General features: G+C 52.5%; 10 protein-coding genes and 1 pseudogene. 9 read left to right on the top strand and 2 right to left on the bottom strand.

Going from position 1 to position 18,124, the window contains the following annotated elements; translation table 11 throughout:
* Positions 1-26 precede the first annotated feature (26 nt).
* From NYE54_RS23170 to NYE54_RS23150, 5 genes and pseudogenes are all read left to right on the top strand, one after another.
* Complete coding sequence (locus tag NYE54_RS23170) at positions 27-1,640, top strand: ABC transporter substrate-binding protein (RefSeq protein ID WP_339266473.1); 1,614 nt, start codon at positions 27-29, stop codon at positions 1,638-1,640.
* 100 nt (positions 1,641-1,740) lie between these two features.
* Positions 1,741-3,852, top strand: coding sequence for an alpha-galactosidase (locus tag NYE54_RS23165; RefSeq protein ID WP_339266471.1), 2,112 nt, complete (start codon positions 1,741-1,743; stop codon positions 3,850-3,852).
* Positions 3,853-5,008: 1,156 nt separating this feature from the next.
* On the top strand, positions 5,009-8,179 hold the full coding sequence (locus tag NYE54_RS23160; RefSeq protein ID WP_339266469.1) for a GNAT family N-acetyltransferase: 3,171 nt from the start codon (positions 5,009-5,011) through the stop codon (positions 8,177-8,179).
* Entirely contained in the window at positions 8,166-9,041 is an 876-nt protein-coding gene (locus tag NYE54_RS23155; RefSeq protein ID WP_090907997.1) for an amidohydrolase family protein, read from the top strand. The genes NYE54_RS23160 and NYE54_RS23155 overlap by 14 nt, the downstream gene beginning before the upstream one ends.
* A gap of 40 nt (positions 9,042-9,081) precedes the next feature.
* Positions 9,082-9,264: pseudogene (locus NYE54_RS23150) on the top strand (hypothetical protein); the annotation flags it as partial.
* 349 nt (positions 9,265-9,613) lie between these two features.
* Here NYE54_RS23150 and NYE54_RS23145 read toward each other — a convergent pair.
* A complete protein-coding gene (locus tag NYE54_RS23145) occupies positions 9,614-10,507 on the bottom strand; it encodes an AraC family transcriptional regulator (protein WP_339266467.1) in 894 nt (297 codons plus the stop codon).
* Positions 10,508-10,674: 167 nt separating this feature from the next.
* Between NYE54_RS23145 and NYE54_RS23140 the strand changes: the two genes are divergently transcribed.
* Together NYE54_RS23140 and NYE54_RS23135 are read left to right on the top strand one after the other, a co-directional pair.
* Entirely contained in the window at positions 10,675-14,013 is a 3,339-nt protein-coding gene (locus NYE54_RS23140; RefSeq protein WP_339266465.1) for a DUF5107 domain-containing protein, read from the top strand.
* Between the two features lie 98 nt (positions 14,014-14,111).
* Entirely contained in the window at positions 14,112-15,077 is a 966-nt protein-coding gene (locus NYE54_RS23135) for a hypothetical protein (RefSeq protein WP_339273619.1), read from the top strand.
* Between the two features lie 22 nt (positions 15,078-15,099).
* Here the strand turns inward: NYE54_RS23135 and NYE54_RS23130 are convergent, their stop codons facing one another.
* Positions 15,100-15,849, bottom strand: coding sequence for an MBL fold metallo-hydrolase (locus tag NYE54_RS23130; protein ID WP_339266464.1), 750 nt, complete (start codon positions 15,847-15,849; stop codon positions 15,100-15,102).
* Between the two features lie 325 nt (positions 15,850-16,174).
* Here NYE54_RS23130 and NYE54_RS23125 point away from each other — a divergent pair, with 325 nt between their 5' ends.
* Both NYE54_RS23125 and NYE54_RS23120 read left to right on the top strand, forming a co-directional pair.
* Entirely contained in the window at positions 16,175-16,963 is a 789-nt protein-coding gene (locus NYE54_RS23125; RefSeq protein ID WP_076325161.1) for an ABC transporter ATP-binding protein, read from the top strand.
* A 46-nt stretch (positions 16,964-17,009) separates the two neighbouring features.
* A complete protein-coding gene (locus NYE54_RS23120) occupies positions 17,010-18,101 on the top strand; it encodes a winged helix DNA-binding domain-containing protein (protein WP_339266461.1) in 1,092 nt (363 codons plus the stop codon).
* Positions 18,102-18,124: the final 23 nt, after the last annotated feature.

Here is an 18,124-nt window from a genome sequence, read left to right as displayed (position 1 = left end):
GACGACCTTAGAAAGGGGTTCAGGGAATGAAGAAACTAAAATTGATTCTGGCAGCAGCTCTCGTTATGACAACGCTTTCGGCTTGCGGCGGCAACCAGAAGGCGGCATCGGGCGGAGACAGCGGCACGGATGCGGACAGCAACGCGCCGATCACGTTAACCTGGTTTGACCAAAACACGGGGGATGCCTTTACCAATCCGGTCGCTAAAGTGATTACGGAAAAAACAGGCGTGACCGTCGAGATCCAGCAGCCTACGGGCAATCCGGTTGAGAAGCTGAATCTGATGCTGGCCAGCGGCGATCTTCCGGATGTTATTTTGATGAGTCGTGGAAGCGATATCATGAACAAGTATATTACCTCGGGCGCGGTCGTCCCGCTGAATGATCTGATCGAAGAGCACGGACCGAATATCAAAAAAATGTACGGCGACACGCTTGCCAAAACGCGAAGCGAGGACGGCAACAATTATTATTTCTCCAACTGGTACGGCTTGGAGCAGTACCCGGTGTTCGGCTTCATGATGCGCATGGACATCATGAAGGAGCTTGGCGTCGGCGATAAGGTGAACAACGGCGAACCGTTTACCGCGGAGGAATTCGAGCAGCTGCTCGTCAAGTTTAAGGAGAAATATCCAACCATTGACGGAAAAGAAAGCATTCCGATGACGCTCAACGGCGAGAATGTCGGAGCCGTGACCGGCAGCTTCAAGGGCATGTACGGTATGATGCCGTATTACGAAACGAACGGGGAGCTGAAGAAGGACGTCCGCGATCCGCGTTATCTCGAAATGGTTAAATTCCTGAACTCCCTGTACCGCAAAGGCCTGCTCGATAAGGAATGGGCAACGATGAAGACCAAGCAGTTCGAGCAGAAGCTCGGCAACGGCAACGTATTCGCCACGGCGGAAGCGCTCTGGAATGTGGGAAATGCCAATGCGCTGCTCAAAACCGAGGCAGCCGATAAGGCCACCGAGGACGATCGTCAGTTCTACCAATATAAAGTGCTGGCCCCGGGCGTGAAGCCGGAAGAGGCCACTTACGGACCGAAGAGCTCTCTTGGCTGGGACGGCGTCGCGATCAGCCGCTCCAACAAGGATCCGGTCCGTACGATGAAGCTGTTGGATTTCCTGGCCAGCGAAGAAGGCCAGTATCTGCTGATGTGGGGAGTAGAGGGCGAGCATTGGGACATGAAGGACGGCAAGCATGTACCAAGACAAGAAGTGCTGGACGCCTTCAAGAAGAATTGGGACGAAGCTTCCCGTACGACGGGCATTCGCAAGTGGACCTGGATGATCAAGAACGGTCCCGGCGAGGACGGAACCCCGTATGACCTGATGGGCCGTTACCAGACCGATCCGGTCACGGATCTGGCGATCAAGAACCTGGCCGATACGTCATTCGATACGGCACCGTACGATAACCTGGGTCCGGCTGGCGGAACGCCGGAAGCCATTATGGAAACGAAGGTGAACGACACCATCAATAAATATTTCCTGAAGATGGCCCTGTCGCCGTCCGAGGACCAAGTGGTGGAATCCTATAACCAGATGATGGCCGAGATCGAGGCGGCTGGCCTGGCCAAGCTGGAAAAGATCTATACGGACAACTTCAACAAACGTCAAGAGCTGTGGGGCAAATAATCTGGCCAAGAGGAGTCAAAAGATGCTTCGTCTTTTGGCTCTCCTTTTTTTCTTGCGCAGGCATAAACCATATCAACACGAATCGGAAGGATGATATTCTGTGACCATTCAATACCAAGAACAGTTTCGCGTGTTTGCAATACAAACCGATAACAGCTCCTATCTGTTCGGCATCAACGATAGCGGCAATCTGCAGCATCTCTACTGGGGGGAGTCCGTCGCGATCGAAGACGCTGCGCCGCTGCTGCGGCCGAGATCGCACAGCTCGTTTGACGCGGAAGTCCATTCGGAGGTGGAGGAATACAGCTTCTGGGGCGGCGTCAAATACAGCGAGCCCAGTCTGAAGGTCCGCATGCCGGATGGCGTGCGCGACTTGGCGGTTCGTTATGCCGGGCACCGCACGCTGCAGACGGAAGGCAGGGAGACGCTGGTCATCGTCATGAAGGATGAAGCGTACCCGCTGGAAGTGGAGCTGTCCTACCGGGCGATTCCCGAGTGCGACCTGATCGAACGCTCAGTCCGAATCGTAAACCGAGGCGATGCAGATATCGTGCTGGAAAATGCGCAATCCGCGGCATGGGTCATCCCCTATCTGGCGGATTACCGCCTCACACACGTGACGGGGAAATGGTCCGGCGAATTTCAGCTGCGCAGCACCTTTCTCACCGAAGGAAAGAAGGTGCTGGAATCCCGCAGGGGCTTTACGGACAGCCACGCCAACCCTTGGTTTGCGATGGATGACGGACATGCCACGGAGTCGGCGGGACAGGTATGGTTCGGCGCGCTGGCCTGGAGCGGGAACTGGAAGATCACGGCCGAGCGGACGGTGTTCGAGCATGTTCGGGTGACTGGAGGCATCAACGATTTCGACAGCGAGTGGGTGCTGGGAGCGGGAGAAGCCTTCGATACGCCAAGCTTCGTCGGGGGATACAGCAGCGGGGGCTTTGGCGGGATGAGCCGGCAGCTGCATCGCTATCAATATTCGGATGTTCTGCCGGGCCGCGAAACGAGACCGGTCCTGTATAACTCTTGGGAGGCAACATACTTCGATGTCAATGCCAAGGATCAAATGGCTTTGGCCGAAAGAGCCGCGCGTTTGGGCGTGGAATTGTTCGTCGTGGACGACGGATGGTTCGGCGGGCGTAACCATGATCGCGCAGGCCTTGGCGATTGGTTCGTGAACCGGGAGAAATTCCCGAACGGCCTCGCCGAACTGATTAACCGGGTGCATGAGCTCGGCATGGAGTTCGGCATCTGGGTGGAGCCGGAGGCTGTCAATCCGGACAGCGATCTGTACCGGGAGCACCCGGATTGGGTCTACCATTTCGAGACGCGGGAGCGCTCGGAGCTTCGCAATCAGCTGCTGCTGAACATTTCGAAGCCGGAGGTTAAGGCATACATTTTGCAGTTTATGACGGACCTGCTGGAGCAGCATGATATCAAGTTCATTAAATGGGACATGAACCGGACGGTGACCGAACCCGGCATGAAGGATCATCCGCTTCACCGCCAGAAGGAGATCTGGATTCGCCACGTTCAGAGCCTGTACGAGATTTGGGCGGAGCTGCGGCGCAAGTTCCCGCATGTGGCGTTTGAAACCTGCGCCGGCGGCGGAGCGCGCATCGATCTTGGCATCTTCCGGTATGCCGACCAATCCTGGCCGAGCGATAATACGGATGCTTTTGACCGCCTCAGCATTCAGGAGGGCTTCTCGTACACCTATGCTCCGCGGATGATGACCTGCTGGGTAACGGAATCGCCGACAGGGATGAACCGCAGGCAGGTATCCCTGAAATACCGCTTCCACAGCGCCATGATGGGAACGCTCGGCATCGGCTCCAACCTGAATGAGTGGAGCGACGAGCTGATTGCGGAATCGGCCGAATTTGTCGCGCAGTATAAATCCATTCGTCATCTGGTTCAGTTCGGCAGCCAGTATCGCTTGGACTCGCTTCGGCATAAAGGCGTAACGGCCGTGCAGTACGGCAGCGAAGACGGAAGCGATAACGTGCTGTTTGCGTTCCTGCACAGCCAGAATCTGGGCGAACCACTGCCGAGACTGCGGCTGACCGGACTGCAAGCCGATCAGTCGTATGGCATCCAGGGGCTTGAAGGTACATGGAGCGGCAGGGCACTCATGAACATCGGGATCGAGCTGCCGCTGCGCGGGGATTTTGACAGCTTGGTGTATCACATTCAGATCCAAAAATAGTTCGTATATCCCCCGGAACGGAGCGCGCCGCATTGTCTTATAGGCAATGCGGCGTTTTTTTTGCCGTCGACTTCCACGTTAACCTCAATGTTATGACTGATATTAGATTACATCATGGACTTAAGGGAGGAACGAAATGTAGATCACCATTATGGGGTTAGTCTTGAGTATGCTAACCAATGTACAGTATCGAATGGCTCCATATTCGCCCTATGGAGGAGCGAGGAGGGGCATACACCATATATTAGGACTACAGCGCACCGTTACAGTAGATCCACTACATATCCAGTCGTACTCGCAGCCAGCTGTCTGTGGTGGACCTAGAGATAGGGATTACAAAAAGTGTGGTACAGACGATGCTGGAACGTTCAAAAAAGAAGATTGCAGATAATAAAGCAAACAGCCTTTTCCTTGTGGATTAGGCCGTTTTTTTTTACGCTCTGATATTCAATCTTTGTTTTCAAGTTTGCGAATGCGCTCTTCTAATAGATTTATCCGTTTGTTGAATCTATAAAAAGTTGGGGTAACTCCAATAATAATTAAGATAATAAACAATATATACATACCATACACAGAAAAAACCTCCAATTAATTTAAAAAGTTTATAATTTTCAAAATAAAAAATGTATAACATTAAACCCAACTATTTACATAAAAAGAAAAAGTGTAGGTAACATAGACGAGCAGTAATTTCAATATTAAAAATGAGTATCTAAAACATGCTGAAAGTATCGAAAGCGACCCCTAGGTAGGAGTTTTTATTTTGAAGTAGTGGATTAGTTGTATGCCTAAATACTTCCATTTTATAGTATGATAAGTTATAGCTCATAGGGCTTATCAGGGTGTGTTCAAGAATATAACCTATGGCATGAAATAGCACTTTATTTTTTGAGGAGGTTTAAAAATGAAGTTTTGTCTTCCTCTTGGTGACACTAATTTTATTGCGCTAGTTAATGAAGATAAATAGACATTTGTAGATGAAGATTGGGAATTTACAATTCTATAATGCTGATAATGACGAACATATTGGTGGCGATAAAATAAATATGTTAATGAATTCTAATGAAATATCAAATTTTGAAGCTAATGCAGATAAAGTAATTTGGTGCAGCTATATTCACTACATACTTCTAGATGATGATAAGGAGATGAGAGCATGACAACAAACACCACCGCGGAACAAATTCGAATTATCGAATATGACCCTTCCTACGCTGGGGCGCTCACTGATATGTGGAACCGCAGCAACGAAAGTTGGGGAGGCGGCACCAGGCAGAGAACGGAGGACGCTGTTCGCCGGGAGATGGAGATTTCGTCCAATCTTCATGCGTTTCTCGCCGTCGATGGTAAGGAGGTTGTCGGCTTCTGTAGTTTCGCCCACTACCGCCATGACGAAGGGGCCCTGTATGTGCCGCTGTTGAATGTTCGGCCCGATTATCACGGCTACAAGGTCGGCCGTAATCTGATCTTGAATGCCGTCCGCAAGACAGTTGAAGCGGGGTGGCCACGCCTAGATCTGTTTACCTGGGCAGGCAACACCAAAGCCGTGCCGATGTACAAGAAATGCGGGTTCTTCTGGGAAAAAAATGATGATTACGTCCACCTGATGAACTTCATTCCGACCATCTTGCAAACCGAAGCGCTCGCTCCTTATTTTGAGGAGCTGGATTGGTATGCAGACAGCACCCGCGAGCTCGTCATCGAGCCGGATGGCCGCCGGGAGCGCGGCTTCGATTTTTTTGAATACACCTGGGGTAAGGGAGATCTCTCCGTGCGAGCGGAATTCGAAAAGTCCGGTCGCGGGCTGACCGCTCTCGACACGCCTGATTATGCAATCTCCACCGAAATCGACGATCACGATCTTGTGTTCGGTTCTGCCTACAAGGTTCGCTATCGAATCAAGAACCGCTCGGCTTCCGAGCTGGCGATTGAGATCAATGGCCAGGACGACAAGTGTATCCGTTTTGCGCTGACTGCTGCACAAACGATCGCTCCGGGAGAGACGGTCATCGTGGAGGGGGAATTCGAGCTTAACCCGGTCCGGGAAGAAGTGAATGACAAGAAGACCCATCCCGTTGTCAAGAGCCAATGGGTTATCGGTGGCAAGCGAGCCGAGTTCCGAATAGGCATCGCTCCTAAATTCCCGGTCAAGATGAAGACGGCGCTGCCAGTCAAGGAGCTTTATCCGGGCATTCCGGCTGAGCTGTATCTGAACGTGGAGAACCATTTTGCCTCGGAAGCGGAGTTCGCTTTTGAATGGCCAGAGGATGAATGCGTGGAATGGGCCGATCGTGTCGTACGCTTCACACTTCCAGCTAAAGGAAAAGCCTCTGTCCCGGTATCCTTCATCTTGCGGTCCTACGGACTCTACTCGCGAGAGGTTGGGGTGACGGCAGTTCCGGTTGATCAAAAGGCGGTTTCCTTCACAAGCAAGCTGTCCGTCCTGATGAAGGGAACACACGGCCGTTTCGGTGGGGAAGATGGTGAACAGTGGGTCGCCGTGAACGGTGCATTCTCCCTCCATCTGAGCAAGCATGATAATAACATGTGGATCGATTATCCAGGATCCCACCACAGTTTCTGGTGGAACTATCCGAAGCTGGGTAAGCCGTTTGCAGAAGAATTCTCCAAGAAGCAGGCCAAAGAAGTGAAGATTTACTCAGAAGGGGAGAGTCAGGTACTTGAAGCCCTTTACGAGTCGGAAGACTTCCCCGGCCTGGAGATAAAGTCGGTGGCCAAGCTGTTCGCAAGCGGCATCGCCGAGTTTTATCACGAAATCTGCAACACCAGCAGCAAAGGGCTGGAAGAGAACATGTATCTGCTGACGAATTTCGGTTTCTTCGGCAACAGGCTCATCCTGCCATACCAGGGCCATTATGTGGACATGGGCGATGCTTACTCCAGCGATCCGGATCATTGGGACAGCGCCCAGATCACGGAGAACTGGCTGTTCAGCAAGGAAGAGAACGTCGGTTGCGGCATCTGTTGGGACCCTTCCCTGAAGCTGCTTCGCCCGGAATACCCGCTTGGTCTGGAGCATGATCTTGGCCGAATTTCTGGCGGAGCCGTCGTGCGGACGAAGACGACCGTGTTTGCTCTAAACACCTTCGCCAAGTGGTGGGATTTCCGCTGCTTCGCCCGGAAGCTGCGGAACCCGGTCGTACCGATGCTGGACGATCATCTCGAACTGGCGCTTGGCGGCGGAAATCCGTTCTTGGCTGGGCCGCTGAATGCAGAACTTATCGAAAGAAAGATGGTTCCGCTCGCCGGTAGCTTGGAACTGTATGTGCAAAACGGTGAGGAACCGGAGCGGAAGGTTGCCGACATGAAGTTGCAAAAGGAGCAGGACCTTCGTTCTGCGAGCTTTGAGTACTCCCCTGGGGAAAAGCAAGACCCGGAAAATGGCGAATCCGGTTGGAAGGCCCGTGCCGTCTATCGCGGCGAGGATTGGGTTCAGGAGCGGTCGGCTCTCTGGCTTCCCCAAACGGAAGCAGCCGTCGTTTGCGGGCTGGAGGAAGGAGCGGCAGGTCCCGTGTACACAGTGAGCAACGGGATTCTCTCCATAGCGGCTTCCCCTGGCTTCGGCAGCGTCGTGCATTCCCTGAAGCACCAAGGCGAAGAATGGTTGGACAGTTCGTATCCGGAAGCTGCCCCGCGTTCTTGGTGGAATCCCTGGTACGGCGGACTCGGCGTGGACATTCCCGGCATGAGTGGCTTCAGTCGACAGCAGGAGCCGAGAAGTGCGACATGGGCGGAGCGGATGGATGTGCACGGCAACGTCTGGAAGGGACTCCGAATGACCACTGTCATCGAGAAGCAGGAAGCGAATCGGGGGATCACGATCGACCAGCATTACCTTATGCTGCCTGGTGTCCCTGTTCTCTGCGTGCTGCATTCGGTGACCAACGAAAGTGGCCTGGTTCTGCCGCATTATTCGCTCAGGGATGATAATTTCTTCAAGCCTTCACCAGTCTTCTCCGAAGGATGGATGGAAATCCCCGGGGAAGGAAAGTTCCTTCTCGGGAAGCTGGAAGCCGAGCTTCATTTCAAGGGACTCTTGCGAATAGGCGCTGATTCTCGACAGAACATGCTGCATATAGTGAATAGTTATCACAATCAGAGTTCATCAGCGTATGTGAACAACAAGGTGTTTAGTCACGATGTGAATCACCATCTTTCACTTCTGAATGGGAAAACCGCCTGGACACAGCCGACTTTTCTGATCTTGGGTCGAATCGATCTGAATCCGGAGGATGTCCGTGACCTTCAGAAGCTGACCTTTACCAATCCTGCCGACGAAAAGGAGATCTTACATGCCGATCATTGACATTCATATTCATCTGTCGGACATCGACAGCTTTCATCAAACAGCGATTGATCAGTCCAAAGTCGATTACACCACTGCCGGACTTAAGGCGGAGTTTGACAAGAACGACGTCATTCTCGGTATTGGAATGGGCGTCACGGAGCAGACCAAGGGAGCCTTTCCTGATTCCAATTCACCTAATCCGATGGGTCTTGACCTGCAAGAAAGCGTTCCACCGTTCCTAATGGAATGCGTCGGCATCAATCCGAACATGCTCACCGGCAAGCACGCCCTAGAGGAGCTCGATAGGATTGAAGCTCGTCTGCAAGTTCCCGAGGTGGCGGGAATTAAGCTATATGCTGGGTACTACCATCATTACGTCTATGACAAAATCTACACGCCGATTTATGAGTTGGCTGCCAAGTACGGCATGCCCGTGGTGATTCATACCGGCGATACTTACTCGATGAACGGATTGCTGAAGTATTCGCATCCGCTTACCGTAGATGAATTGGCCTACCAGCAGCGCGGCGTGAACTTCATGATTTGCCATTTGGGTGATCCCTGGGTGATGGATGCCGCCGAAGTGGTGGCTAAGAACCCGAACGTCTACGCCGATTTGTCCGGACTTGTCGTCGGAGATCGGCCCCATTTTGAACGGTTCATGAACGAACCGCTGTTCATGGACCATTTTCGCCGGGCGCTGGTGTACTGTGATCATTACGAGAAAATGTTGTTCGGAACCGACTGGCCGCTCGCACCGATCGACCTGTATGCGGAATTCGTTCGCAGGCTCGTGCCTGAGCAGCATCATGAGAAGGTATTCTACCAGAATGCCATTGGACTATTTCCGCGTATCAGGCAGCGGATCGCGGCGCTCTGAAAGCATCGGCGACGGCAGTTAGACCGTCCTACAGCGCGAAATTTCTCGAAACTACCGGGTAGAGGCCGCTCTAGAAAGTGCAGTGAAACATGGAGACTACAGCGTGATGGAGCGCCTTCTTCTTGTTCTTTCTAGCCCCTACGCACACTCTCAAGAACAGGTTGATTGCTCCACACTACCTGCATTATCACCCCATCCTTACCGGACGATTTACGGTACTTGAAAACTTCATGTGAATCAATTGTTCTAGGAACTTTTACCGTCAGGGTAGTTTTTTTGTTTGGGAAGAAGATAGTTTATTTACTGGGGATAGCCTCGATTTATGTTTAACTGTAACCACAAAGGTCGCAGGTCATATTTCCAAACGATGATTTCTTTTTCTGCAACATTTTTTTAATTATGGCATCAGCACGAAGCAGTGGAAAGGATGAAACGATTCCGAGAAGCGAATGCGGTCGCCTTTGTCCTCGAATTTCTTCCCTGACGAGAACCAATTCAAGAAATTGGGGACAACACCGATGGTAGGAACGATTCGTACGTGGAGCGTCTCACAACACATAAAGAGGAGAAACCTACCCCTTCCGGGTATCTCGGTATTCGGAAGGGGATTTTCCCATGATTTTTTTGAACAGTCGCGAGAAGTAGTAGGGGTCCTGGAAGCCGAAACGGTGGCTGATCTCCTTGACGCTCTGGCCGGTCAGGTCCAGATGCTGGCAGGCTCGCTGGATTTTGAGCCGCAGATAGTAATCGATGGGGGAGTAGCCCGTTGCTTCCTTGAACCGGAAGGTGAAGTGCGGAATGGATAGATTGGCGTTAACCGCCAGCTCCTTCAGGCTCACATGTCCCTCCAGGTGCTCCGTCATAAACCGAAGCGTCTGCTCCATGTCATGCTTATTTTGCTGATCCAGCCCCCGCTGCGGTTGGAGCCGGGCGAGGCGGATCAGAGCCGCCAAGTGGCCGGCGAGCTGCGAGACATGGATGATATGGTTCAGCGTATACCCTTTTTGCAGCAGATCGTAACTTTCCTGAAACAGCTCCACGATGCTCCTTGACTGATCGACCGGAAGGACGGCGGGTTCCGCCGAATGGCTAAAGCCCTCAAATAATAGGCCCGCGTTCGTCCCCTTCATATGCCACCAGTAAATGCTCCAGGGATGAAGCTCCGAGGATGCATATTCATGCGGCGTATCCGGCGGGATGACGACCGCCTGCCCCTTGAGCAGAGAATAGGTTTTGCCGCCGTTGACCCGGTACCAGCCTTCACCTTCTACGCAGTAGATTAAGATGTACGCGCCGCTGCCCTCCGGGCGTTCCCGGTAGTGATGAAGCGCACGCGGAAAGTATCCGATGTCAGTTACGTGCAGCGGTTCCACAAGTGGATGGCGGGCCGCCTCTTTCATAATATGATCCGGGAGGACAATGACTTTTTGAGACTCGAATCCGTCTGATTTTCGTATGGTATCCATAGTTTTACTATGTATCGGGACGGCAGCCTTGTCAACCTCATGGAGAGCAAAATAATCAGAATATAATCCATCCTGAACATGATATCGTCAATGGCTCTGCGTGCAGACGTGCTTATAAAATAGACATGAAGCAGCCAATGCTGATACCAATGGAGGGATGCCGAATCATGACAAAACAGCTGCAAGTGAGCGTACGGGAAGAGACCGTAGAGATTCCCACGTATGAAGTGGGGAAGCCGGACCTGAACCCGATGTTTTTGGAGAAACGCGTGTATCAGGGGAGCTCTGGGCGTGTCTATCCGCTGCCGGTCATCGATAAAATTTACGATGAGAAAGTAGTAAAGCCCTACCGGATCATTTTCCTTGAAAATGAGTACGTGCAGATTCAGATCATGCCGCAGATTGGCGGCCGCATCTACCGGGCCATCGATAAAACCAACAACTATGATATTGTATACCACAATCAAGTGATCAAGCCGGCTTTGGTTGGCCTCGCAGGACCTTGGATATCCGGGGGAATCGAGTTTAACTGGCCGCAGCATCACCGTCCGAACACCTTTGGCGAGGTGGAGTGGAGCTTAACGGATCACCCGGATGGCAGCAAGACGGTATGGGTCGGCGAGATCGACCGGATGTACGGCACGAAGGTGTCTACCGGCTTCACGCTGTATCCGGGCAAGGCGTATCTTGAAATTCACGCACAGATGTACAATCGGACCTCGGAGCCGCAGACTTTTCTGTGGTGGGCGAATCCGGCCGTAGCGGTCAACGATCATACCCAGTCCGTATTTCCGCCGGATGTTCACGCGGTGTTCGATCATGGGAAACGGGACGTGTCCAAATTTCCGATTGCCACCGGCACGTATTATAAGCAGGACTATTCGGCGGGCGTCGATATTTCCATGTACCGCAACATTCCCGTTCCGACTTCCTATATGGCTTATCATTCGGATTATGATTTCGTCGGCGGATATGACCATGGCTTGAAAGCGGGGATTCTGCATGTGGCCAATAAACATATATCTCCCGGTAAAAAACAGTGGACATGGGGGCACGGCGAATTCGGCCAAGCCTGGGATCGCAACCTGACCGACGAAGACGGCCCGTACATCGAGCTCATGACCGGCGTGTATACCGATAACCAGCCTGACTTCACCTGGCTGGCGCCATATGAGGAGAAAAGCTTCAAGCAGTACTTCATGCCCTATAAAGACATCGGACTGGTGAAGAACGCGTCCATTGACGCCGCCGTAAATCTCGAAGTTCACGACCATAAAGCCGTTGTCCATGTCTATGCCACCTCGGTTAGGGAAGGGGCTCGCATCCTGGTGACCGGAGCGGGACGCACCTATTTGGATCGGAAGGTCAAGCTGTCGCCGGCCGACACCTTCCATGCCGTGATCGATCTGGATCCCGGTGTCAATGAAGAAGATGTGCGTGTCGCGGTATTCGCTGCGGACGGCAAGGAGTTGGTCGCTTACCAGCCCAAGCCGCGTACCTTGGAGCGGACACCGGACCCTGCCACGGAGATTGGCAAGCCGGAGGAGCTGAAGAATACCGAAGCGCTATTCTTAGCGGGACAGCATCTGGAGCAGTACCGGCACGCAACCTATGAACCGGAAGCCTACTATATGGAAGGTCTTCGGCGCGATGCGGGAGACGCAAGGCTAAACAATGCCTATGGTTTGCTCTTGCTGCGGAGAGGGTGCTTTACGCAGAGTAAGGTTTATTTTAGAAAAGCCATTGAAACCTTGACCCGCCACAACGCCCGACCCTATGACAGCGAACCGTTCTATCATTTGGGCAAAGCCTTGAAATGGCAGGGACGTTTGGACGAAGCGTACGCTTATCTGTACAAGTCGGTCTGGGCGGGGGCCTGGCAAGGGGCTGGTTATCTGGCTTTGGCCCAGATTGCCTGCGAGAAGCGGGAATATGAGGAAGCGTTCGATCTGATCGAACGATCACTGGCTGCCCAGTATCGGAATTATAAGGCGCGGCATCTCAAGAGTTTCGCCTTAAGAAAGCTGGGACGCTTGGCGGATGCGAAGTCATGGCTTGAGGAAACGCTCAAGCTGGATCCCATGGATGCGGGCGCGATGAACGAGCTGGCAGCCGTATATCAAGAACAGAAGCAAGAGGATAAAAGCCGGCGGGCTTATGAATCGCTTGCCCAGCTCCTGCGCGATGATCCGCACAATTATATCGCCTTGGCTCAGGACTATGCGGAAGCAGGCCAATATGCCGACGCTTTGGATGTGTTGCAGCGCATCGAACGCCTTACAGGGCCTGCCGTATATCCGATGGTTTATTACTATCAGGGCAGTTATTTAATGAAGATGAACCGAGCGGAAGAGGCAGCTGCTTGTTACCGATTGGCCTCAGCGGCCGATCCGTCGTACTGTTTCCCGAATTCCCTGCATGATTACGCGACGCTGAAGCAGGCGCTCGCCCTACACCCTCAGGATGCGAAGGCTCTGTACTACTTGGGGAATCTGCTGTACGACAAGAAGCGCTACGATGAAGCCACAAGCAGCTGGGAAGCTTCGGTCGCTCTGGACGACAGCTTCGCTACGCCGCACCGGAATCTGGCGCTCGCTTTCTATAACAAGAGGCAGGATCACGACCAAGCATTGGCATCGCTGCAAAAAGCCTTCTCGCTGAATCCGGCGGACGCCAGGGTCTTCTACGAGCTGGACCAGCTGTATAAAAAGCTTGGTCATGCTCCGGCCGATCGATTGAAAGCGATGGAGGAGCACATGGAGCTGGTCGAGCAGCGAGATGATTTATATCTGGAATATATGACGCTGCACAATACGCTGAATCGTTATGAGGAGGCATTGGCCTTGATTCTGAAACGCAACTTTCACCCATGGGAAGGCGGCGAGGGCAAGGTTCCGGTCCAGTATGTGTTGGCCCGTGTGGAGCTGGCGAAGCAGCTGCTTCAGGAGCATCGCTGCGAGGATGCCGTAGAGCAGCTCCTTGCTGCCAAGCAATACCCGCTCAACATCAATGAAGGGAAACTCACGGGAGCGCAGGAGAATAACATCGATTATTACCTGGGCTGCGCATACGACGGGCTTGGCCGGTCCGAAGAGGCGGAGGCCTACTTCCTGAAAGCTTCGGAGGGGCTGGATGAGCCGACCAGTGCGATGTATTACAACGATCAGCCGCCGCACATGATTTTTTATCAAGGGGCCGCGCTGCGGAGACTGGGCCGAGAGAATGAAGCCCGCAGCCGGTTTAATAAGCTGATCGATTACGGGGAGAAGCATATATTCGAGCCTCAGAGCATCGATTACTTTGCCGTCTCGCTGCCGGACTTTCTGGTGTTTGATGAAGATCTGGACCGAAGAAACGAAATTCATTGCCGTTACATGATGGGGCTTGGGCATCTTGGACTCGGTGACCGGCAGTCCGCGGAGAACCTGTTCCGCGAAGTGCTGCAGCTGGAGTCTCACCATCAAGGAGCTGCGTTGCATTTGGCGCTTTGCGAGACGTTTATTTAAGGGATCCACACTTCATTCTCAAGGGCCGTTATGAACGGTCCTTGAGAATTTGTGCATTCCGGGTGATGCATTGACTACAACGGAGGAGGATGACGATGATGATCTGGAGCAAAGGGACGCTCGATGAATATGAGGTTTGGACAGGGCGGACGGCGGCTATGGAGATGGTCGTGGTGCCTGAACTCGGAAGCAGGGTCATCTCGCTTCGCAATCGAATAACAGGCCGGGAATGGCTGGCGCAGCCTGCCGGAGCTCTGGAAACGAACGGGTATGCAAGCTCCTTCGGACAGCGGGACGGGAGCGGCTGGGATGAAATGTTTCCTACGATCAATGTTTGCCGGTATCCCGCCTATCCATGGGAAGGAACCGAGTTTCCCGATCATGGCGAGGTATGGTCCATTCCATGGAAGGTGCGCAGCGAGCAAGAACAGCTACACTGCAGCGTGCAGGGAATCCGAATTCCCTATCAGCTGCGCAAAACCTACTCCTTCCCTCGTGAAGATACCCTGCGGATCGATTATGCCGTTCATAATTCGAGTCCGTTCCCATTTTCTTTCCTTTGGGCAGCACATCCGTTGTTTCAAATCGATGAAGGCGCAGAGATTATTGTTCCTCACGAGCTGAGGGAGATCATCGTATCGTACTCGGCGAACGGTCGATTGGGAGAATTCGGCGATATTCGGAAATGGCCGCAGCCATGGGATGAAAAGCTCCATATCCGCTTGAATCGAACCGAGAGCAGGCTTGAAGCATCGGCGGAGAAGTTTTATTTTGCAGGCGAGCTGCCGGATGGGCAAGCTTCCATTTACGATCCGGTTGCGGGAGAAGGACTCCGCATGACGTTTCCTAAAGAGCAGGTGCCTTATTTAGGGATATGGGCCAATTACGGCGGCTATCAGGGACAGTACCATCTTGCGCTGGAACCAGCGACGGGGCTGCTCGATGATCTCTTGTATGCCATGCATCGTCAGGCAGCGGCCGAAGTGCCGGCCGGCGGCACGTATACGTGGTACCTTGAGATTAGCTGGATCGACGGACAGAAGAACGAAGTGAAGTCTACTTGATGGAAAGTGAACCGACAAACGCTTAAGCATAAGCCAATTCACGAATGCGCTGGTTGGGATTGTCCGTAAATAGTCCCCCATGATAACAGATCACCTTATGGATGTCATAATGAGTGAGCTTTTGCAACGAAAGCTTGGCTGACGCCATGTCATATGTAGTTGCCGGATCCGGCCCGACCAACCATCCATTGATCACGTTCAGGGCATCTGCGGCAATCAGGGTTTTGCTCGGTATATGATATAAGCTGGTATGGCCCGGGGTGTGGCCCGGCGTATGGATCACGATGATACCGCCGCCAAACGGCAGTTCCTCGCCGTCGCGCAAAATGCTGTTCACTGGGGCTGTGGGAGGATTCTCCAGCGTTTGCTTAAACGCATTCCTCCACTCCGGCGGAACGTGATCCGGCATCGAAGCCAGCGCTTGTGTAATGGCCTCGGGCGATAATTTGACGAGCCTTGTATCTCCTTCGATATGAGGCTTTTCAATTTCGCTGGCGAACACTTCCGGGGCGTGGTTGCTGTGTTGGATCATGGCCGGCAAACTGCCGATATGATCCAAATCCTGGTGTGTTATAATAATTTTGCTTACATCCTGGACGGAAACCCCGATGTCCGACAGCTGCTCCTGAATGATCGGGAACTGGCCGGGATAGCCGGTATCGATAAGCACCCGGTTCTGATGATCCCATATGAATGTTGGATGGATCGTTTCGATTCGTCCCATCATGGCTGCGGAAATTTCCAGCATGGCAATGCCTTGATCGATTTGCATGTTACATACCTCCACGTATAAAGGGTTCTTCCCGTGTTTATCTTTCCGGGAGAGATGAGTAGAAGTAGATTATCAAATCAGCAAACTAATGTAAATAGTGAAATATTATATCATAACACAAAAATAATTATTTGTCAACATTTAATTCGTTGATCAAAACCTCTTTAATAAATGAAATGTCCGGCTCGGTATACATAGCTTGACTCCAAGACGTAGACTGCTCACAAGGCTGGATCTCATCTCGCTATTGAGGAATATGTAATTGCTGGTATAATCCTTGAAAAGAGGAAAAGAGAGACGAAGTAGAGAAGGAGAGGGATCAGCAATGAACACGACGATTGAACTGAATAACGTAACCTGGCAACGGGAGCAGAAGACCGTTCTTGCAGGCGTGGATTGGACCGTACAGCAAGGAGAGCATTGGGCGGTTCTTGGGCTGAACGGCTCCGGAAAGACAACCATTTTGAATATGATTAACGGTTATATCTGGCCGACCAGCGGTACGGTTTCGGTGCTCGGGCATCGTTTTGGCAGGGTGGATTTAAGAGAATTGCGTAAATCGATAGGCTGGGTCAGCTCCTCGTTGCAGGAAAGAATCCGTCCGAATGAGTCCACGCTGGATGTCGTGATCAGCGGCAAACACGCCTCGATTGGCTTGTATCAGAAGGTGGATGAAGCAGATCGGGAACAGGCTGAGCAGCTTATGAAGGATTTCAATTGCATTCATCTGCTGGGTCGTACATATGAAACCTGTTCGCAAGGGGAGAAGCAGAAGCTGCTGATCGCTAGGGCGCTTATGGCTTCTCCAAGGCTGTTGATACTGGATGAGGCCTGTAACGGACTGGATTTTCTGTCGAGGGAGGCGCTGCTGTCCAGCATTACGGCACTGGCTTCAAAGCCCGATGCGCCGACCCTGCTATTCGTTACGCACCATATCGAAGAAATACTGCCGATCTTCTCGCACTCGTTGCTCATCCGCCGGGGCACAGTATTCGGACAGGGGAGCTCCAAGGATATGCTGACAAGCGGGAATTTGACCTCGTTTTTTGAGACGCCGGTTGAGGTGAGCTGGCAGAACGATCGCGCCTGGATGTCCATTCCGGATTTAAAATGAAGGCTCAAGGCTCGCGAGATATTCATGTCTTAGGAGAGTGACCATTGTGCCAAGTCGAATCATTGCGAATCGAAGGCTGTTCAATCAAGGAATAACAGGTATGAAGCATGAGAGTCCAGAGCAAGTCGTAAGAGGGCTCGGCGCTGTGCAGGCCCAGGATTTTCATCAAGCGGTATGGGGAATCGGTCTCCGTACACATTCTGCCAAGCTGTCCGATGTGGAGCAGGCCATGATCGATCGCAAGATCGTGCTGACCTGGCCGATGCGAGGGACGATATTCTTCGTGCCTGCGGAGGATGCCAAGTGGATGCTGAAGCTGACGGCATCGCGCTTTCACACGCATGATAAGAAGAAGCAGGCCGAACTTGAGCTTGACGAAGGTACGCTCCATCGATGCCGCACGATCATTCGCAACGCGCTGAGTGGCTGTACCCGCGTATCCCGTCCCAGACTGATGGAGTTGCTGGAGGAAGCGGGGATCAGCACCAAGAATGGCCGCGGTTATTTCATTTTCGGATATTTGGGACGGACAGGCATGATCTGTTTCGGCCCGTATGAAGGTAAACAGCAGAGTTTCGTGCTGCTGGATGAATGGGTCCCGAATTCGAGGGAGCTAACGCTTGAAGAATCGCTGGCGGAGCTTGCGCTTCGTTATTTTTCAGGTCACGGGCCCGCAACGATTCAGGATTTTGCGTGGTGGGTCGGATTAACGCTGACAGAAGCTAAACGAGGCTTTGAGGCCGTAAAATCAAACCTTCGTTTAGATTTTGTCAACGGCACGGAATACTGGAGCTCTGTCACAACACCGGCCGTGTCCGCTGATACGGATTCGGTGGTTCTGCTTCCGGGTTTTGATGAATATTACTTGGGTTACAAGGATCGCAGCGCGATCATAGAGATAGAGCACGATGCGAAGATCGCTCCCCATCGCAACGGGGTATTTCAACCGATGATGGTGGCAGGCGGGGAAGTGGTCGGTGTCTGGAAGCGGGAGATCAAGCGCAGCGGCATCGAAATCGCATTTAGTCCGTTTTTGCCAAGGAATGATCGAGAAGAGGAGTTTATGGAAGCTGCCAAGCAATATAGCGATTTCATGGGAATGCCGATTGCACGAATAGAATGGAACCAAGCTCTCTAAGCTTATTGGCTGAGAGGAGCTCT

Origin of the sequence: Paenibacillus sp. FSL K6-1330 (assembly GCF_037976825.1) — a bacterium.
In the GTDB taxonomy this organism is placed as follows: domain Bacteria; phylum Bacillota; class Bacilli; order Paenibacillales; family Paenibacillaceae; genus Paenibacillus_AQ.
The sequence above is the reverse complement of the archived record's forward strand: the minus strand, read 5'-3'. Positions and strand labels throughout refer to the sequence as shown.